The organism is Reyranella sp. (assembly GCF_017305915.1).
GTDB lineage: Bacteria > Pseudomonadota > Alphaproteobacteria > Reyranellales > Reyranellaceae > Reyranella.
This window is the reverse complement of record NZ_JAFKJN010000009.1, coordinates 204157-222656: the sequence shown is the minus strand read 5'-3', so window position 1 is coordinate 222656 and position 18500 is coordinate 204157. Positions and strand designations below refer to the sequence as shown.

Genomic DNA, 18500 nt, shown 5'->3' with positions numbered 1-18500 from the left:
CGCGGCTTCAACCCCGCTGCCAGACGTGGCACCGCCGCTTGCGACCGACGACCAGACCAATCCATGCTCCGACCCGGACCATGCCCATTTCCGGTGCTGAGCGACGCCGGAAGGCCGAATATGTTGCGACCACAGGGCTACCACTTCGCAGCGTCGAATTCGTCGATCCGCAAGGCAGCGCGCAAATCGGCGGTCTGCGCCGCCTTCGGCGGCTCGAGCGGAATTCCCGTGGCGTCGGCGATCCTCGTGATCCCGTCAAAGCCGGCAATCACAGCTGCGGCGTCTACCACGGCCTTCTCGCCAAGCGACCGGACGAGCGCTACCCGTGCCGCATTGAGAGGCTTCGTCTCCCGTTCGATCGCGGCTTCGGCAAATGCGACGAGCTCGTGCGCATGCGGAACACCAACGTCGGTCGTTCCATCCATGATTCCGGCGAAGTCATATTGTTGGCTGTTGTGCTCGCCGCTCGCACGGAGCAGGGCCGCATGGCTGGCCGTTCAATAGACGCACTGGTTGAGAGCGGCCACGCGAGCAGCGAGCATCTCCATCTGGGCGTGGGATATGGCTCGATACTCATGGCCAAAGTCGCGCATCGCTGGCGCTGGCAGGTACATGATCTCAAACATGTCCCACCAGTGAATCATGGCGTTGGGAACCAGGCTGAGCGCTCTGTGAACGTTGCCGCCACCGCGTTCGCGCGGCCCCGGGTGCTCGCGATAGAGATCGGGATCCTCTGCGGTGCGGTCCTCGGGGGCCAGCGTCGGCATCCAGGCGAGCCCAGGCTTGACTCCTTGCGGCCTACGGCGCGGCGGCTTTCCTGGCCGCGCTCGCGGCAGCGAAAGAGGCGAAAGACCAACGGCTCGGCGGAAAGTGTCCGTCGCGATGGCGACGGCTACGACTGACAACAGCTCCACATATTGCTCGTCGGAAAGTCCGGCCGCGACCAGCGACCGGTACCAGCCGGCACCCAGGCGACCGGAGTCTGTTCGGATGCGGTGAATCGCCTCGACGACCGGTGGCGGCAGGTCGACGGCATTGTCATGTCGGCCGGACACCATGGCTGGGGAAACCGCATGCTTGCGTGCGCGACAAAGCTCACAATGAATCGCTTGTCGCGTCTCGGCAGCGATCGCGATGCGCTCTTCTCCGGTCCACCAAGTGCCGGCTCCACCGATGTTGTGCCAGGCGGTATCGAGCGCTCGAGCCAGGTCGGGGCGAATCTGAGGACCGATAGCCGTACTCTGCGTCGTTGTCGCCACAATCATTCTCCCTGATCCTGTCGCCGTAAGCTTTTGTTCTCAACAACACCAAGCGCACACTTCCCCGCCATCCTTCGTTCGGCGAAGACCAAAGGTTACAGCGGGTGAGCCTTCTTGAAGTTTTATGCTCACGCTCGCCGTCGGGCTTCAATCACGACTTGAATACTTACGCCGCTCCCGTCAACGATGTCGCCTGACGCTATCCTTTAGGTTCATTGGATAGGTATGCGTTGCGTGACTGTCCGACGAGTTCGGAAACACGACTATCGGCGAGACCGACTTGGGAGCACGACATGGCAAATCGACTGAATGCCGGCGACATCTTTCCGGAGCTCTCTTTGACGCTTGTCGGCGGAAAGTCGATTCGCTTTCCCAGTGAACTGGACGGGCGGTACCGCATTGCCTTGTTCTATCGAGGACATTGGTGACCCTATTGTCGCCGGCAGTTGGCCGACCTGCAACGCAACCTCGATAAGCTGAAGGAACTGGACGCGAGCGTCATAGCTGCCAGCGTGGATTCCGAAGACAAGACACACGAGCTGGCGGCATCGTTGTCCTTGACCTACCCGCTGGCTTGGGGCGTTACGCGGCAGACGGCCGATGCGATCGGTGCCTGGTGGGAACCCACGCGCAACTTCGTCCAGCCGGCGGAATTCATCGTGGGGCCTGACGGCAAGGTGGTTTCCTCGACCTACAGTTCTGGGCCGATCGGCAGAGTTGAGCCCGCGGACATGGTGTCTCTGATCGGCTTCTACGAGCAACGCAGAACGTCCGGCTCTTGACCAGAGTAAGGTCCTCGCTCCCGACGTAATAGGGTCAGGCGTGCCATCGGATCGTGCGTTGGCGCGATCTCTTCAGCCATCTGCAAGGTTCACGTTACATGGGTGAACCTTGCAGAAGCCGCCACCGTGGCCGATTTCGGCGTTCGACTCTTCTACACGACAGACGCAAGGTCGCTGATCGTCGTACGGCAGGTCGGGAGCGTTACGTGCTTATCGCACTGAACGCCATGCCAGGTCGGTGGCTAATGCGATGGCGTCCCTTCGCCGGCTTCATAGGACGGTATGAGAACCGTTCTCGGTCGAAGCGCCTGGCAAGGGCGCGACTTTGGACCGGAGCCTCGGCGTCGCCAGCAGCACAAAGGAACAAGCGCATCGGAGGTAGGCGGACGAGCGAAAAAGATCTTGGTTCGCGTCTGTAACCTTTGCGGACGCTTCGGACGAATAAGGAAAAGGCAGGTGCAATGCTCGTCGGGGAGGAGGCCTTTTGTGAACAAGCGCATACTCGTCGCGCACGGCCAACGGCGGCAAGGCGCTGTAAACGACAACCTCCGCGTTCGCGGTCTGTCTGAGCATCGTCAAAAAGGGCTCTACCCAATGAACATTTTGATAACAATCTTCTATGACTGGTCGAGGCTCGTGGCGAGCTACCTCACGTGGTTAGCACCTCTCGCAGTCCGCATCGTGGTCGGCTGGGTATTCCTGTGGAGCGGCTGGGCGAAGCTGCACATGCTGCCGCGCATGATCGAGAACTTCAGAGGATGGGGCATTCCTCTGCCTGAGGTGCTCACGCCATTCGTCTCCGGGATGGAATTCCTGGGCGGCCTGTTCTTGCTGATTGGGCTACTCACCCGATTCATGTCGGTGCCGATGATGGTGATCATGGTGGTGGCCATCATTTCCGCAAAATGGGCCGACGTCGATTCGCTCGAAACTCTGCTCGGCTTCGAGGAAGTGTCCTACTTCGTGATGTTTGCCTGGCTTGGCATCGCCGGTCCTGGCCCGGTTTCGCTCGACCATCTGATCCTGAAGAAGTTCCGCAGCGATCATCCGCCCTCGAACTATGGCGCGTGAGCACCGCGGCGCGAGAGGTGACGTTACAAAATCGAACAGTGCATAGAAGCCATAGCGTTTAGAGCGGCCCAGAACGTCCCCCCGACCCCACTGGGCCGCCGGCGCCGTCGCGATGGCCCCCCAACCACCTCGACGGCGCCTCCTTTTGGGACACAAGCCGTATGTCCGGTGAGAGGAAGCATCCGCTTAATCTCGACCAGCGATGGGACTCGGAATCGCGTTCCGCCGCCGGCGTTCACTTGCTCGGCAGGGACAATTACCCGTGCCCGAAAAGGGGGCGCGGCGATTATCCGCTCCCTCCCGGAGCGCCTTGCGAACGGCAGCTCGTGCCAGTCTCAGGGAGCTGCCGCGACTCGCTCCGCATATTCCCGCTGACGTGCTCCTTGCGACGCCGGCCCTATTCCGGCCGCGCAATGAGCTGATGATGGGCGTCCACACCGATGCGGCCACGCTCAACTCCATGAGCCTGACTGTCGCTGTGATAGACCAGCAGTACGGCGTTTGCGTGCGTGGGGACATGCGGCGGCATCAGGCTGACTCTGGCGCTGCCGTCGGGTTGAGCAACGAATGAATTGGATTGGCCGGTGCCATCCATTGGTGTGAAGCCTACCGGCTTCTGGTCGAAATGATTCTCGAACAGGCTGTAGGTGCCACCCGGCTTCAGACCGGTGAACGACGCGTCTAGCCGAACCTTTCCGGTCTGTTCGGAAATCGTCACAACGCCCTTCGCAGCAAGCCACGTCTTCAGATCAAAGCCAAGCGGCTTGTTCTCCGCCGTGAATAGAGCAGACGTCGGAGTATCCTGATCGATGAAGGGCGGGCGGACACCGGCGACATGCTTGATCCCTTGCGGACCGACTCCTTCCGGCGCGGCTGAATCACGAACGAAGACATGCGGATCGAGCACCTTGGGCAGCTTCATCTCGCCCGAGAAGAACGTGGCGTGCGTGACGAAGTCCATTTTGAGCGGGGATGCCGCACGCGCGAAGGTGGTTGCACCGGCAAGCGCAGTAGCGAGCGACCAGCCGAGGATCGCCCGACGGGAGGTGAGAGTGCTCATCGTTCTTCCTTTCCAGGTTTGTTCGCGTGCCACAGGCATCAGGCCTAGAAGCGCGTTGTCAGCGCGGTGAGCCATGCGGGCGAAAGATCGACCGCCAGAGCTTCGAGACGCTTGTCGAAGCCGGTAAGTATGAGCGTTCCCAAGGTCGCCAGAACAGCGCCCAGAACGAATTTGGCGCCGGCGCCCGTGGTCATCAGACGGCCACGAACGCGCAACATGGTCTCACGTGAGAGTGTTCCTAGCACCATAAGTGGCAGCGACGCGCCGATGCCGAATACCAGCATAGTGACGGCGACCTGGTCGAGCCTTTCACCTTGGGCGGCCAAAACCGACGCCGCCCCTAATGTCGGCCCGGCACAAGGAGCCCAAACGACACCGAGCAACAGCCCGACGGCGAATTGTCCGGACAGACCGGCTCTGGCCCCGCCGCCGAAATGGCTCTCGGCCCAACTGCCGATGGGTCCTGTCGCCGACGCCAACCTCAACTGGAAGTGCGGCACGAGGAGGATGAGGCCCATACCCAGCATGAGCGCAGCGCATACGCCGCGGAATACGCCACCGTCGAGGCCGATGGCATACCCAACAGTGGCCACGAACAGGCCGATCGCGGTGAACGAGAGGGCAAGGCCTGCTGAAAGGGCGGCCGGCCCCAACCTGTGCTGCGAAAGTGCCGCCCCCAAGACCAGCGGGATCAGGGGCAGAACGCAGGGCGACAAGGTCGAGAGGAGCCCTGCCAGCAGCGCGAGTCCGATAGTCGCCAACACTGGAGCTCCTAGAGAGACTTGTCGAGCTGGGCCTCAATGGCCGCGGTATTTGTGTTGCCGGTCGATCGTTCGACTTCCTTAGCGCCCTTGAATGAGATCAAGGTGCTCTGCATCGAAACACCGAACTTCCTTAGCAAGTCCTTCTGACTGTCGAAGTCGATCTTGAAAACGACCAGATCCTTGAACTTGGGCTTTGCCAAAAGCTCGCCAAGGATCGGCGCCTGAGCCTTACAGGTTGGGCACCACGGTGCCATCACCTCGACGAGGATCGACTTTCCGGCGCCTTGCGCTCCCTCGAACTCCTTGAGGTCGAAGCCTTTTGCGTCGAAGGCTGCTACGGCACTCGACGCCGCCGTCCCCATGAACACGATTGCCGCCCTCAGCAGCCAACGCCGGTCGACCATGCTCCGCTCCCAAATTCGATAGGGCACCATCGCAGGTGCCACAGACGGAAGTTCGGACAGATGTGCGGGAAAGTTACACGGCGCACTGAAAATTCTGTATTTCGATGCACGAGCCCTCCTGCAGCCTGCGAGATGCCATCACAAGGTTGCTGGGAACTCGAAAGTGAATCCGGGATCTTCAGCCTTCCACGGCAAGGCGAGCTATCAGGACTTCGCTCGGGAGTCGTCCGACGAAGTACGGTCGAAAGATTTCGCAATCCTCATCCGAAACGAAACCGCGCCATAGGTCGCGACACAGTAGGGGACGGCGAAGGTCAAAAGCACTTTCGTAAAATCGACTCGGCCCGCCCCGAAGAGCACATCTCCCTGATTGATCAGGTTGAGAATGCTGCCGACAATCGCAGCCACCGCCATCGAGCGGCGCGGAACACCGTCGCTGATACAGCAATGCCAAATCATGGCGACCCGAGACACCCACGAATCGCCTGCGCGCACCGTGCTCAATACGAAAGGCGATGGCGCCAACGCACCAGTCGCCGCCCCAATATGGCGCTGAAGGTGGTCAGCAGGACGACAGTCCCGACCTGCCATACAATTACCATCAGACTTGCATCCTGCTGGTGCGACAGGCGAAGGCCGAAGTCAGCGAGCGCGCTGGCGGCCAGCCCACCCAATCCGACCGAGAGGACCGGCGCCATCGGCGCTCCTCGGCGCAGCATGAGAGCCATCGCAACCCCGGGAACCAAGCCAATCATCACGATGCCTGGCAGGCACGCCCAGTCCGTCTGGAATGCCAAACCTTGTGGGCCTGCCGAAAGAAATTCCTGAAGGCATCCCACGCTGAGCGTTCCAAGCCAGACCAACAAGGGCAGTACCGGCGCGGCACGCTCCCACATCGGTCGCCCAGGCACGCCGGCGCAGAATGCCGCCATCGCCGCGCTCAGCGCCACTGCCAGCGCTGCGCCTTGCTCGACGATCCAGCCTTGCTCCTGGAACTTGGTAGCCAAGTCAGGCCGCAGACCCATCAGTGCCACGACGAGGGCGATCCACGGCAGCGACACCGCGATCCAGACGACCAAACGAACAACTGGCGGCCTGAGGCGCCGGGTCGGCGTTTCGGAGTCCGCAGCCAACGTGCTTATCAGGTTTTCCGTCTTCATGATCATCGTCTGGTCAGTACAGCGCGTAGTGTCCTCATTGCCCGGTGCATCGAAACCTTCAATGCCGCGACCGACATGCCACTGACGTCCGACGCCTCCTTGAGTGACATTTCCTTGATCCGCAATAATTCGACGGCCTTCCGCTGACCGGCCGGCAGTCGCGCCAGCGCCTCGGTCAGGGCTTCCGCGTCCGCCATTCGATCTACCAGTTCCTTCGTTTCCTCCCCGGAAAAGGTTTCAGGAAGAACCTCAACGGCGACCTCGCCTCGCGCGCGCCGCACCTGCCGCCGCTGGACGTCAGCGAGCCTGTTTCGGGTGATTGCCATCAGCCAGGGCAGGAACGGCCGGAGCGGATCGTAAGTGTGGCGCACCTGATGCAGCGACAACAGGACGTCCTGGACTACGTCTTCGGCGTCGTCGGAGCCCGTCCATCGACGGGCAACCACACGCCGGACAAGGGGTGTCACGGCCCGAAGGAGCTGCCCATAGGCGGCAGAATCGCCCTCCTGGGCTGCCCGCATCAGCGCAGCCAATTCCGCTTCGTTTACCTGAACGTCGGCCACAGCCAACGTTTAATGATCGTCGTCAGCTGGCGCCACTCGGAAGAAGAGCCTTGGTGCGGGGAGGCCAGCGAAGCCCCAAAGCGATCACGCGAAATCTGCCGTGCGCGCTGTAACCTTCGGACGGGTCCACCCGAAGAACAGGAAGCGAGCTCGCGCTCGCACAATGCGGAGGATCCTCATGAACAAGCGCACTTTCTTGATCACAGCGGCGTCTGTCTTCGCTGCCGGCACGCTCGCCACGGCGGCACATGCAGAGGGCGTGAAGTGTCTCGGCGCCAATGCCTGCAAAGGCCAGAGCGCGTGCAAGGGCGGCCAGTCGCCTGCCAAGGGCCAGAACGCCTGCAAGGGCCAGGGTTTTGCCGAAGTGAAGGACACCAAGGCCTGCACCGATGCGGGCGGCAAGGTGATGTAAGGACGATCGAGCAAAAAGCGGGCGGGCGTCCCGAGCGACCGGCGACGCCCGCCGGCTTTTGACAGTAGATGGTTGGCCATGAAGAGCGTCGTCGATTTCGGCCTGGGCCTGCGGACGGACCATTACGAGGACATCGTCGCCAATCCCGGCAAGGTGAGCTGGTTCGAGGCGCTCAGCGAGAACTACATGGTGCCGGGCGGCAGCCCGCTCTACTGGCTCGACCGTATCAGGCGTGACTATCCGATGGCGCTGCATGGCGTCTCCCTGTCGATCGGCTCGATCGATCCGCTTGACATGCGCTATCTCGACGATCTCAAGCAGCTGATCGACCGCGTTCAGCCGATGTGGGTGTCCGACCATCTCTGCTTCACCGGCCTGCGCGGGCTGAACATGCACGATCTCCTGCCGCTCCCCTACACCGAGGAAGCGCTCGCCCACGTCGCTGAGCGGGTGATGCGCGTGCAGGACTATCTTGGCCGGCGGCTCGTACTGGAGAACGTATCGAGCTACGTCACGTACGCCGCCTCCGAGTTGACGGAATGGGACTTTATCGCCGAGCTCACCCGGCGCGCCGACTGCGACATCCTGCTCGATGTCAACAACGTCTATGTCAGCGCCTTCAACCACGGGTTCGGTGCCCGCGCTTTCCTGCGTGCCATGCCGCGCGAGCGCGTGCGCCAGTTCCATCTCGCCGGGCACCTGAACAAGGGCACGCACATCATCGACACGCACGATCACCCAATCATCGACGACGTGTGGGATCTCTACGCCGAGGCGGTGCGGTTCTTCCTCGGTGTGCCGACCATGATCGAGCGCGACGCCGACATCCCGCCGTATCTCGAGCTGGTCGCCGAGCTCAACATCGCGCGCCGCATTGCCGCCGAGGCCACGAGGCAGGCCGCATGACCGCGAACGCTGGCTCCCTGGGCGACTTGCAGGGCGCCTTTCAGGACTACCTAGTCCTCGCCAGCGACGCGTTTTCCGGCGCCGTGCGTGATACGCGCAAGGCCGATCGCCTCACTCTGCTCGGCGTCTATCGCGACGCCTACTTCTGGCGCCTGATCGAAGTGCTGACCACCGACTATCCCGGCCTGATGGCAATGTGCGGGCCCGCCGATTTCGACCACATGGCCCGCGCCTATATCGCCGCCAATCCATCGCGCTATCGCTCCGTGCGCTGGTTCGGCCAGTATCTCGCCGATTTCCTGTCGGCCACGGCGCCCTACAAAAGCGTTCCAGCCGCTGCCGAGATGGCCTGCTTCGAATGGGCGCTGGGCGAGGCGTTCGATGCGCCGGATGCCCAGCCTGTCGCGGCGGCAGACGTGATGGCCCTACCGGCGGAGACATGGGGAACGCTTGCCTTCACGCCCCTGCCCTCGCTGCATCGCCTGTCGCTTTCGTTCGAGGTGCCGCAGGCCTGGCAGACGCGCAATGAGGTCGAGCCGGGCGACCTCGAGGTCGCGGCGGCAGCCGGCCCGGTATCCTGGGTGGTCTGGCGGCCCGACCGCACGACCCACTTCCGCTCAATGGAGCCGGACGAGGCGGCCATGGTCGAGGTCATGGTTGAAGGCCGGACGTTCCCTGAGATGTGCGAAGCGCTGTTGCCGTATGTCGGCGAGGGTCGAGCGGCTGCTCGCGCCGCCGGCCTCTTACGTGGCTGGGTCGAAGAGGGAATGATTGCTACGTTCGCATACTAGACGAGCCCTAGCCCAATCGCGTCTCAAGTGCCGGCCTCTCCAGCGTGTGCCAAGCAGTTTCGAGGCGTTTGCCCAGATCGGATCGAAACTCGAGTTCCACCAGCTCGGCCTACCCTGAGAACAGGAAATTCTAGCGGGCGATCGTGCAATGAATGATCGTCTTGCCAGGTGCTGAGAAAAGAGCGCCGCCGATGCGAAGTTCTTTCGCTCCGGCGGCGCAAATCATCGTCGCCTCTCAGAGGCCAACGATGATTGGGGACCCCCGCAGAGAGCGGCGACGTAGCGCCTAGAGCCCCGAGCGTTTAATCGGGGGCATAGCCAGCGTCTTTGAGGTAGTTCCAGCACTCCTGCTCGGAGTAGAGGGCGCAGATGTCACCGATCGCACTCCAGAGCGCGTCGATTATCTGTGCGCCGACGCGCCTGAGATGGGCCTTGAGCTTGGCGAAGGCCATTTCGATTGGATTGAGGTAAGGCGGCAGGAAGAGGAACCAGGCGCCGCGCTGCTTAAGGGCAGCCTCGGCCTTGGCGCTCTTCTGGCTGGGGAGGTTGTCGAGGATCACCACGTCGCCGTGCTGCAGCGTCGGGGCGAGCTGGTCACTGCCATGCGACGCGTCAATCCCGATATCACCCTGCGCGAGATCGGACGCCAGCTCGAGGCCATGGGAGTGCGCTCGCCGCGCGGGCATGCGCGGTGGCCGCCCTCAATGGTTGCGTCACTCTTGAAACCGGCGATCGCCGCTGAAATCCAACCTTGAAGGAAGGGCGTCCGCCCCTTTCGTTCGGTGCTTTCGTTCCACCATGCCGGTCAGCCGCGCGGCGGCAGGTTGAACTTGGCATCCTTCAGCGCCTTCTCGATCACCGGAATCGAGCTCGCGCTGTCGGTCTTGCACTTGATGATCGCGGCGGTGACCGTCGCGTTGCGCTGCACGCCGCGATCCCTCTGGGCATTGTCGCCGACATAGCGCTCGTATTTCTGCCCCAGCGCCGAGCAATAGGCCACGTCGCCCTGCTGCGCCCACGCTGCGGCGGGCAGCACCACGCCCGCGCAAACCATCAGGATCGTGATCGTCCTGGTCATGGCAGACCTCCGTTCGGGGTCGTTCGGCCAGCCAACCGAGGGCGAAGATCGACTTCGCCTTGCCGGCATGCTCTGCCTTCCGCCCGTGTTGTCCTTCGATTCGCAATTCGGTCCGGCGTCGACGCGGGTTACATCACTTGCGCGTGACTCCATCCGCTCGATTGCGTTTCCTCCGCAGGCTGGAACATCTGGGCGATTTCTCCGAGCGCATCGACGCTGGACGCGGCGATGGATCCTTCAGGCGGGAACTCATCGCGACCCTGTTGCTGGGAGCGCTAGTCTAGCGCTGCGGCGGCAAGGCTATCTTGGCGTCTGTCAGTGCCTTCTCGAGGATGGGCGTCGAGGCAGCGCTGTCACCCATATTGCAGCGCGTGATCGCGTAGCTAAGCTGCGGGGCACCCCGCGGCCGCCCCAGGTCGGCGCCGTCGGTGGCGACGTACCGTTGGTACTTCTCTGCAAGAGCCTGGCAATATGGGACTGTCGACGTCTGCGCCAATGCTGATGCCACGCCCATAAGTTCCACGGCTATCCCGGTGACAATCAAGGCCAAAGCTGATCTGGCAAGCATTTGTTCCTCCACTAGCACGGTGTTTCAACACGGCGCGCTGCATCGGAACTTGCGCGTTGTGTCTCGATTCGTACTTCGGCTAGCGGTCGCCTCCGGTTACTTCACTTGCGCGTGACTCCCCGCGCTCAATTTCGGGACGTCGGCTCGCCTTAAACAGAAGCGTGCTCTCGCCCACCTCGATTATAGAGCGCATTACGAGAAGCGCGCTCTGCCGACGCGGCGACGCAGCGGTTGCTTTAGCCTTTGTATCTGACGACGCCGACCCCCAAGGGCTTGCTTCCTCCGCAGGCTGGAACACCTGTACGACTTGTCCGAGCGCACTGACGACAGGCGCGACGGTCGACCCTTCAGCGGTGGCGCCGATGATGCGACGGACCGCGGCGAGACCGTGGACCAGCTCGGGGAGATCGCGACAACCCTTGTCCTGGACGTTCTGATTTCGCTACAGCACGCGTATTACCCCTGGGATCGCAAACGGCGTTCCATCCCCTTGGCTAATGACGAATCGCGTGGCACTCGACCGAACTGCCGTCGCGCCTGCGGCATGTGGTCGAGATGCTGCGAAGGAGATGTTGCTCAAGGAGGCGGCCCGGGCCATCAGCCTCTAACGTGGCGGGGGCGAAGACATGATCGCTACTTCCGCATGCTGAGCAAGCCTCGGCAGCCCGACGCGGCTCAAGCGATATGCTTCCCTGCATTCCAGCCAGTCGGAGCGAGAACCTTGCTGGCGTAATCCATCGGCGCCGCCTCGAGGTCGCTGGCGAAAGTGTCATTCCAGCGATTGAGCCAGCCGAACAGCGAGATGACCGAAACAATTTCGACTATACCCACCTCGGTGAAGTGCGGCCGCAAGTCATCGAAGTGCGCTCGCGTGGCCTCATTTGGCACCCGGCCCGCCGCCAGCGCGAGAGCGACAGCAGCGCGTTCCGCAGGCGAGTAGATCGAACTGGTTTGAAAGGTCATCAGCGCTTCGATCTTCTCCACCGGCAGGCCGACCTTCGCCGAATTCGCCGCGGTGTGCGCCTGGCAGTAGCGGCAGCCCGCCGTGGCGCTCACCGCGTGGGCGACCAGCCACTTGAGGGCCGGCGGCACCTCGCCGGGCTGGCGCATGACGACGGCAAGGAGCCCGCTGAATGCCCGCAGCAATTCGGGCTTACGGGCCATGATGCGCAGGCTTGTCGGTATGTAGCCGCTGAATTGACGCGAAAGACTCACGATGTCCTCGACATCACGGAGTTGATCATCCGTAAGCGGGACGAGGTGCGACGTGCGCGCATCGGTGCCTGTTTGTCTGATGCCGGATTGGGACATGGGGCGTCTCCGCAGTTAGGGTTGGCTGACCGATTGTCACAAGCCGAGGATCGGGATCAGATCCGCCAGCGTGCGCGCCTGCCGGTCGGGCTTTCCGGGCAGGCGCTCGGGCCGCTGCCCATATCGATTACACCACACGACACGCATGCCGAAGGCCGATGCGGCGTAGGCGTCCCAGGCGTTGGACGACTGAAACGCGATCTCCTGCCGCGCCACGCCCAGCCGGTCGACGGCCAGCTGATAGACTTTTGGATCGGTCTTGAAGACCCCGACAGCCTCGACTGAGATGACGTGATCGAAAAGTTCGCCCAGACCAGCATTTGATACAACGGCCTCGAGCATCTGCGGGGTTCCATTGGACAGGATCGCGGTTTTGAGACCGGCAGATTTGAGCCTGCGAAGCGCCTCCGGCACTTCGGGAAAGGCGTTCAGGTTCAGGTAGAGCGACATGAGCCTGTCCGCCAAGGCCGCGTCGCGCAGGTCGAGTGCGTCTAGGGCGTACTCCAGCGCGTCGCGCGTCACGCTCCAGAAGTCGGCATGGGCCCCTGAAGCGTGCGCAGCCAGGTGTACTGGAGTTGCTTGTCGCGCCACAGCACCGTCAGCGCACCCGTCTTCTCACCCAGGACATCTGCGCAACCGGCGGCGGCCGACGCGAAGTCGAAGAGGGTGCCATAGGCGTCGAATACACAGGCGCGGATTCCGGTGAACTTGTCGTTGTGCGTGTCGGTCATGCCAAGGAATCTCCTCTTCTTATGCTGCTAAGCCGGGCATCCAGAAGAAGTAGGCATTGAGCATGTAGAGCCCCATCAGCACGAGGATGATACCACCGGCTGTCTCGAAGGCCCGCCGATAGGCATCCAGGCCACGCATATTCTCAAGCCAACCGATGCTCACTGCGCCGACCGCTACCGGGACAGCCCGTCCCGCGGCGAAGGCGAGCAAGAGCGCGGCCCCAATCCATGGTGATGCGAGTCCCGCGGTCGCCCCAAGGAGTACGACCAGCGCCGGCGTACAGATGGGGCAAATCGCGACCGAAAACACCGCTCCCAGCACGAACGCGCTCCATGCCGCCGATGGTCGCCTCGCTTTCAGCGCAAACGCCGGCAGCGGCAAACGCACCCAACCGGCCCACATGAGGCCGAGCACAATGAGCAACGGCCCGAGTACGAGCCCCCACTCGCGCCCCACCAGGTCCGCCACCCATCCGCCGCCCAAGCCCGCGATAAAGCCCATGGCCGCATGTACGACAAGCATGCCGAGGATGAACATCGTCCCGAACAGGATCGCCTGTCGCTTCTCTCGGGCCTTCGTCACATAGGCGAGCGACACGGGAATGGAGGCCATGGCGACGGGATTGAAGCTAAACAGGAACCCCGCGAGAAATCCGACACCGATCGCCGCCCAGCCGGCATGGGCAACCGCCTGCTGAAGAGCCTCCGGTTCCATCTCAGCTCCTCGCAGTGCGTTGCCGCCGCAGGAGCGCGGCGCGCAACTGTTGCGGACTGGGCAACGCTGAAAATACCAGCTCGCCGTCGATCACAATGGCCGGCAAGAAGAGCACTCCCCGTTCGACGGCATAGTCCATCTCATCGAGCACATTGACCTCGCGCCATTCGACGTCTGCGCGCGCCGCCGTCGCGGCGGCCTTCAGGTCCTCTCGAGCCGCCGCGCATCGGCTGCAGCCTGGCGCATGGAACAGCTCGACCCTCATGGCTCAGTGCGCCGTCTTCGTTGTCTGCTCGAAAGCTGCCAGGATCGTACATTCGGCGACCGGCCGTCCCTTGCGCGTACAATCGGCGATGAGCTGGTCGAGCGCCTTGGACATTGATTTCATGGCCTTGATCTTCTGTTCGAGCTGAAGCTTCTTCTCGATCGCCTGATTGCGCACGTCATCGCAGCAGGCGCGATCGCTGCCGCGCAGCGTCAGGAGGTCCCGGATCTCGGCCAGGGTGAATCCGCAATGCTGCGCCTGTTTGATAAAGCGAATGCGTTTCACGGAGTCCTGGTCGTACAGGCGATAGCCGCTCGCACTCCGGTCGGCAGGCGAGATGAGGCCTTCGTCTTCATAGAACCGCAACGCATCGGCGCTGATTTCCGCCAGCGTCGCGAGCTTGCCAATCGTCAACATTATCGACCTCCGGCGCGAGCCTAGACCTTGGAGCATACACCAAGGTCAAAGGCTCGCTGGTCTCGCCTCGATTCACGCTCCCTGCGGCGAGGCTGCAACAACGGGTCTGCCAACGCTGCGGATCGCATCGAAAAAGAGGCGCGGATTGCCCCAGAGCGAGTTGATGAAGATCGCAGTGACGCTCACCGCCATCGCGACCATGGCCCATATCGGGTGAATGAGGCCGGTTGCGGCGAGCGGGATGCCGCCGCCGTTGAACAGGAAGGCCAGGACGACGTTCTGCACCATCTTGCGATAGCTCCGGCCGCTGATATCCCGCGCCACGGCGAGGGCATTCAGTCGGTTGGACAGAATGATGATGTCCGCCGACTCCAAAGCGATGTCGGTCCCACCGCCCATGGCGATGCCGATGTCGGCCTGCATCAAGGCGGGAGCGTCATTGATGCCGTCGCCGACCATCGCGACTCGGGCATCGGCTTGCAGAGTGCGCACGATCGCCGCCTTGTCCTGCGGCAGTACGTCTGCGTGCACCTCATCGAGGCCAACCTCACGGCCGATGCGCTGTGCCGCGCGCTCGTTGTCGCCCGTCACAAGCACCATCGAGAGCCCCGCCTTGCGCAGGGTCGCGACTGCGGAGACAGCATCCGGCCGAAGGGTGTCGCCCACGGCGACGATGCCCAGAAGACGCCCTTCTTTGGCGACGGCGATGACGGTGCGACCGGCCGCTTCGAGGATGTCGGTTCTTCGCTGAACCGCCCCGACATCGACGTTTCGCTCCGACATGAATCGCGGGCTGCCGACGATGACCTCGGCGTCGCCTGTGTGCGCGACGACGCCTCGCCCGGGAAATGCCTGGAAGGAGGTCACGTCCGGCGGCGTGATCGAGCGCTCAAACGCCGCTTCGACAAGAGCCTGAGCCACCGGATGCTCCGATCGCGCTTCTGCCGCCGCAGCTACCGCGAGGAGCTCGCGCTCCTGTCCTCCCACCGCTTCGATCTCGCGCACCGTGGGACGCCCCTCGGTCAAAGTGCCGGTCTTGTCGAGGACGATCTTCTTGACGAGACGAAAACCTTGGAAGGCCTCGCCGGTCCGCATGAGGATGCCGCGCTCTGCCGCCTGGCCTGCCCCTCGAACAATGGACAGCGGCGCCGAAATGCCGACGGCACACGGATAGCCCATGACCAGAACGCTCAGACCGGCAAAGACGGCGCGTTCTAGATCGGTGTGGCCGGTGCTGAGCCACGAGCCGAGCAGCCAGCCGACCACAGCCAACGCTGCAATGAGCAGAACCGTCGGCGTGTAGATCCGAAGCACGCGATCGACGAGATGGAGGATACCGGGCTTGAGGGCTCGCGCATCCTCGACATGGCGGATCACCTGTTGGAGGAAGCTGCCTTCACCCACGATCGTCGTCTCCACGAGCAGCGTGCCCGTGCCGTTGATCGATCCGCCGATGACCGAATCGCCCTCGCGCTTTTCGACGGGCAGAGACTCGCCCGTCACCAGCGACTGATCGACTCCAGAATGCCCGCTGAAGACGACGCCGTCGGTCGCGATGCGTTCGCCAGGCCGGATCCGAACGTGATCGCCGACCTTCACGTCCTCGATCGGCACTTCCAGTTCCTGGCCGTCGCGGACGACGCGGGCGGTCTCGGGCCGAAGATCGAGCAGGCGCTTCACCGCCTGCGAGCTGCGTGTCTTGACAATCAGCGACAGCCACTCCGAGAAGATGTGGTAGGTGCCGACCATCACCGACACCGAAAAGAACGCCGCAGTCGGATAGTCGGGCCGATCCAGGACCAGCCCAATGACACCGCCGGCGATGCCGGCGAAGGCGCCGATCTCGAGCAGCACATGCTGATTGAGGATGCCGCGTCGCAGCGCCTGGACGGCCATGCGCAGGATGTGACCGCCGACCCAGAAGACGAGAACCAGAGCGAGGGCGCCCGCGGCCCAGGGGGCGGCGGCAGCCAGGTATCCTGCGAGGTTGAGATAGAGCAGCGAGAGGGCCATGACGGTGAGGCCCACCGCGGCGCCCACGGCCGCCCACAGGCCGGTCGATCGCAGGACGATAAACACGAACGCGCCGAGACTGAGGCACACCAAAGCCGGCAGGAAGCCAATCCATCCTACTGTCGGGTCGGCGATGATCGGGATGGTCGCGACGGTGAGGACGACGGCCAGTACGAACCGACGCGCCTCGAGGACGAGATCGCGTTCCTCCTCCTCGAAGGCTCTGAGCTTGCGCGGATCGGAGATCGTATAGCCGATGTCCCTGAGGGTCTGGAGCAATCGTTCAGGGCGGGCGACGGCCGGATCGTACTCCACCAGCGCCTGCTCGTGCGTGAGACTCACAGCAACCTTATCGACACCAGGCATGCGGCCGAGCGCCTTCTCGACCGTGCCGGTACAGAGCGAACAATGAAGACCGCCAATGCGAGCACGGATCTTGCGCCGATCGGGCCGGGTTGCCGGCTCTTCGCTCCAAGGCCGGAATGACGCCGAGACGTTCTCTGCGATGCTCACGTCAGCCTCCTTCGGATGCGCGTCCCACGACGCGGAAACCGGGCTCTTGAACCACGGCAACCAAATGATCTTCGCGAGTAGCGTTCGGGTCATAGAGGACGCGGGCTCGACCGTCATCGAAGGAAACGGAAACGGCGTGTACGCCGGGCTGCTTCTCGACCAGGCCTTTAATAGTGTCGGCGCAGCCGCCGCAGCGCATGCCCTCGATCTTCAAGGTGACAGACTTCATGTGATCGCTCTCCATCCAAGGCCTGACGGCCACATACCGTAGAATGGACTTTAGGGCTTGGTGTTAACCCCAAGGTCAAGCGCGCGACATCCTGTCAGCCCCATCGATTCGACGCCTAGAACAAACTCCCAGCTACTCATTGAAGCTGCTGGGCTCTGGCAACGCGGCGATTCCCGTAAGGTCGTCACCCAAATACTCGCAGATGACCAGCTGGCCGAGCGCTATCTACGCATCCTCTTCTGGTCTGGAGTTTTTATGCTACGTCCCAAAGCGTGATGCCTCGATGGACTTGACGACGCGTAGGAAGGCACCGACCGCATCGAAGATGAAGCGCGCCTCCGCATGATCGATCAGGTCGTTATCGTACGCGAAGGAGCGGTTGTTTCTCGCGTCATTGAGCTGATCGAAAACGCTGATGGCGCTCTTGATGATCCGCCGCGTGATCTCGCGAACGTCGCGTTCGGCCTCCAGCGCCTTTACGTACTTAGCTGTCGCCCATCGCGAAGGCGTCATCGAAGACACGCACTTCAGAGCGTTCCAGGGCGACCATCGATCAATTCCCGTGCAGGCATCATTGTTTCCATACCTTCTACCAGGCTTCGAACTCTGAGGGCCTGATCTGGTAGCGCGCGAAATTGCCCTCGTGCAGACCGAGCAATTCGCCCTCCGCAGTTGCGCGAAACTGCTCGCGGTCCTGCGCGGGAATATGCTCTGTCGTCCATTTGCCGATGTGCCCGGTCGCCTTCTTCTTTTCCCATGCGCGAGCGCACGACACCGCCGACCACTTCGCGCATCTGGTTGCGATATTGCAGGCGAAAAGCGTCGGGCTCGCCGAGCGACTGCCTGACGGCGGCATAGCGCGCGGCAGAGCCGCTCATAGGCCCAGATGAAGACGTCGCGCAGCATCTCGGCGCGCCGCAGTTCATACACGCCGAGGATCGCGTGCAGGTAGGATCGCTGCGGAACATCGGTGAAGGACAGCGGCGCGAAGTTTCCCTTGATGAGGGGAATGTTCGCGGCAAGCCGTGAAACCCGTTTGTTTACATCATCGAAGGGCTGGAGGTAGGGAAGCTGCACCATGACGAAGAAGGCCTGCTCGAAGGGGTCCTTGATCGCGCTCGCCTTCTCAAGCAGTTCCTGAAAGCACTCCTCGATGAGCTGCGGCACCTCAAGCGGGTGGAAGGCGGACTGCTCGATGCCAACGGGAAGGGGCGCGTTACGGGATGCAAACAACCCGCGCCGGTCAGGTTCATGCGCGCCGTCTACGCGATAGAGGACGCGATGGGCTTCGCTTGCAGGTGCGGACTGATCCTCGTCCTGCTCTACGTCGGCATTACCTCTTCGCTAAGCGCAAAAAGGACCCGACGCCGTCGGTAGGGGGCGGACGCGCCCTGCCCGCCTGCATCAGACGCAAGTCGTTCGTGCTATAATAGAGTACTGATTCGCGCCGGGCGCTTTGAATAATCGGGGGACCGAACAGATCAACCT

At 62.7% G+C, this 18500-nt stretch carries 23 protein-coding genes and 1 pseudogene; 5 read left to right on the top strand and 19 right to left on the bottom strand.

The genetic code is table 11. The annotated features are described in order from the left end of the window. Positions 1-137: 137 nt before the first annotated feature. Complete coding sequence (locus J0J01_RS07495; RefSeq protein ID WP_263865083.1) at positions 138-1265, bottom strand: alkylhydroperoxidase-related (seleno)protein; 1128 nt, start codon at positions 1263-1265, stop codon at positions 138-140. Positions 1266-1699: 434 nt separating this feature from the next. Between J0J01_RS07495 and J0J01_RS07490 the strand changes: the two are divergent. Both J0J01_RS07490 and J0J01_RS07485 read left to right on the top strand, forming a co-directional pair. Then, positions 1700-2041 (top strand): annotated as a pseudogene (locus tag J0J01_RS07490) (redoxin domain-containing protein); the annotation flags it as partial. Positions 2042-2527: 486 nt separating this feature from the next. Further along, the gene (locus J0J01_RS07485) at positions 2528-3112 is read left to right on the top strand and encodes a DoxX family protein (RefSeq protein WP_296379638.1); all 585 of its coding nucleotides are present in this window, start codon (positions 2528-2530) and stop codon (positions 3110-3112) included. A gap of 397 nt (positions 3113-3509) precedes the next feature. Here J0J01_RS07485 and J0J01_RS07480 read toward each other — a convergent pair whose 3' ends face one another. From J0J01_RS07480 to J0J01_RS07455, 6 genes are all read right to left on the bottom strand, one after another. Next, positions 3510-4172 (bottom strand): hypothetical protein, encoded by a 663-nt coding sequence (locus tag J0J01_RS07480; RefSeq protein WP_296379636.1) that lies wholly within the window; start codon positions 4170-4172, stop codon positions 3510-3512. A 44-nt stretch (positions 4173-4216) separates the two neighbouring features. Further along, complete coding sequence (locus J0J01_RS07475; RefSeq protein WP_296379635.1) at positions 4217-4936, bottom strand: cytochrome c biogenesis protein CcdA; 720 nt, start codon at positions 4934-4936, stop codon at positions 4217-4219. An 8-nt stretch (positions 4937-4944) separates the two neighbouring features. Beyond that, positions 4945-5340: a thioredoxin family protein gene (locus J0J01_RS07470; RefSeq protein WP_296379633.1), complete on the bottom strand. Its 396-nt coding sequence runs from the start codon at positions 5338-5340 to the stop codon at positions 4945-4947. Positions 5341-5544: 204 nt separating this feature from the next. Then, positions 5545-5835 carry a nitrate/nitrite transporter NrtS gene (nrtS, locus tag J0J01_RS07465; protein ID WP_296379687.1) on the bottom strand — a complete coding sequence of 97 codons (291 nt, stop codon included), beginning with the start codon at positions 5833-5835 and terminating at the stop codon, positions 5545-5547. 5 nt (positions 5836-5840) lie between these two features. Next, positions 5841-6506: a DUF1109 domain-containing protein gene (locus J0J01_RS07460; RefSeq protein ID WP_296379632.1), complete on the bottom strand. Its 666-nt coding sequence runs from the start codon at positions 6504-6506 to the stop codon at positions 5841-5843. Beyond that, positions 6503-7063, bottom strand: a complete 561-nt coding sequence (locus tag J0J01_RS07455) for a sigma-70 family RNA polymerase sigma factor (RefSeq protein ID WP_296379686.1) — start codon at positions 7061-7063, stop codon at positions 6503-6505. Before J0J01_RS07455 ends, J0J01_RS07460 begins: the two co-directional genes overlap by 4 nt. 178 nt (positions 7064-7241) lie before the next feature. Between J0J01_RS07455 and J0J01_RS07450 the strand changes: the two genes are divergently transcribed. The 3 genes from J0J01_RS07450 (at position 7242) to J0J01_RS07440 (ending at position 9172) form a co-directional block, all read left to right on the top strand. After that, positions 7242-7475, top strand: a complete 234-nt coding sequence (locus J0J01_RS07450) for a hypothetical protein (protein ID WP_296379631.1) — start codon at positions 7242-7244, stop codon at positions 7473-7475. 78 nt (positions 7476-7553) lie between these two features. Beyond that, positions 7554-8381 carry a DUF692 domain-containing protein gene (locus J0J01_RS07445; RefSeq protein ID WP_365736236.1) on the top strand — a complete coding sequence of 276 codons (828 nt, stop codon included), beginning with the start codon at positions 7554-7556 and terminating at the stop codon, positions 8379-8381. Continuing rightward, positions 8378-9172, top strand: coding sequence for a DNA-binding domain-containing protein (locus J0J01_RS07440; protein ID WP_296379629.1), 795 nt, complete (start codon positions 8378-8380; stop codon positions 9170-9172). Before J0J01_RS07445 ends, J0J01_RS07440 begins: the two co-directional genes overlap by 4 nt. A 302-nt stretch (positions 9173-9474) precedes the next feature. On the opposite strand, the gene J0J01_RS07435 is transcribed toward J0J01_RS07440, so the two are convergent. The 12 genes from J0J01_RS07435 to J0J01_RS07380 form a co-directional block, all read right to left on the bottom strand. Beyond that, positions 9475-9858 (bottom strand): transposase, encoded by a 384-nt coding sequence (locus tag J0J01_RS07435; RefSeq protein WP_296379628.1) that lies wholly within the window; start codon positions 9856-9858, stop codon positions 9475-9477. 119 nt (positions 9859-9977) lie between these two features. Next, complete coding sequence (locus J0J01_RS07430; RefSeq protein WP_296379627.1) at positions 9978-10250, bottom strand: hypothetical protein; 273 nt, start codon at positions 10248-10250, stop codon at positions 9978-9980. A gap of 280 nt (positions 10251-10530) precedes the next feature. After that, positions 10531-10818 (bottom strand): hypothetical protein, encoded by a 288-nt coding sequence (locus tag J0J01_RS07425; RefSeq protein ID WP_296379626.1) that lies wholly within the window; start codon positions 10816-10818, stop codon positions 10531-10533. Positions 10819-11493: 675 nt separating this feature from the next. Further along, positions 11494-12129 (bottom strand): carboxymuconolactone decarboxylase family protein, encoded by a 636-nt coding sequence (locus J0J01_RS07420; protein WP_296379625.1) that lies wholly within the window; start codon positions 12127-12129, stop codon positions 11494-11496. Between the two features lie 36 nt (positions 12130-12165). After that, positions 12166-12651 (bottom strand): haloacid dehalogenase type II, encoded by a 486-nt coding sequence (locus J0J01_RS07415; protein ID WP_296379624.1) that lies wholly within the window; start codon positions 12649-12651, stop codon positions 12166-12168. Continuing rightward, entirely contained in the window at positions 12648-12860 is a 213-nt protein-coding gene (locus J0J01_RS07410) for a hypothetical protein (protein ID WP_296379623.1), read from the bottom strand. The genes J0J01_RS07415 and J0J01_RS07410 overlap by 4 nt, the downstream gene beginning before the upstream one ends. A gap of 19 nt (positions 12861-12879) precedes the next feature. Continuing rightward, positions 12880-13575 (bottom strand): cytochrome c biogenesis protein CcdA, encoded by a 696-nt coding sequence (locus J0J01_RS07405; RefSeq protein ID WP_296379621.1) that lies wholly within the window; start codon positions 13573-13575, stop codon positions 12880-12882. Between the two features lies 1 nt (position 13576). Beyond that, positions 13577-13840 (bottom strand): thioredoxin family protein, encoded by a 264-nt coding sequence (locus tag J0J01_RS07400; RefSeq protein WP_296379620.1) that lies wholly within the window; start codon positions 13838-13840, stop codon positions 13577-13579. Positions 13841-13843: 3 nt separating this feature from the next. After that, positions 13844-14257, bottom strand: coding sequence for a heavy metal-responsive transcriptional regulator (locus J0J01_RS07395; protein ID WP_296379619.1), 414 nt, complete (start codon positions 14255-14257; stop codon positions 13844-13846). Between the two features lie 72 nt (positions 14258-14329). Beyond that, positions 14330-16783: a cation-translocating P-type ATPase gene (locus J0J01_RS07390; protein ID WP_296379618.1), complete on the bottom strand. Its 2454-nt coding sequence runs from the start codon at positions 16781-16783 to the stop codon at positions 14330-14332. A 1-nt stretch (position 16784) separates the two neighbouring features. After that, positions 16785-17012, bottom strand: a complete 228-nt coding sequence (locus J0J01_RS07385) for a heavy-metal-associated domain-containing protein (RefSeq protein ID WP_296379617.1) — start codon at positions 17010-17012, stop codon at positions 16785-16787. A 258-nt stretch (positions 17013-17270) separates the two neighbouring features. After that, on the bottom strand, positions 17271-18245 hold the full coding sequence (locus J0J01_RS07380; RefSeq protein WP_296379616.1) for an abortive infection family protein: 975 nt from the start codon (positions 18243-18245) through the stop codon (positions 17271-17273). Positions 18246-18500 lie beyond the last annotated feature (255 nt).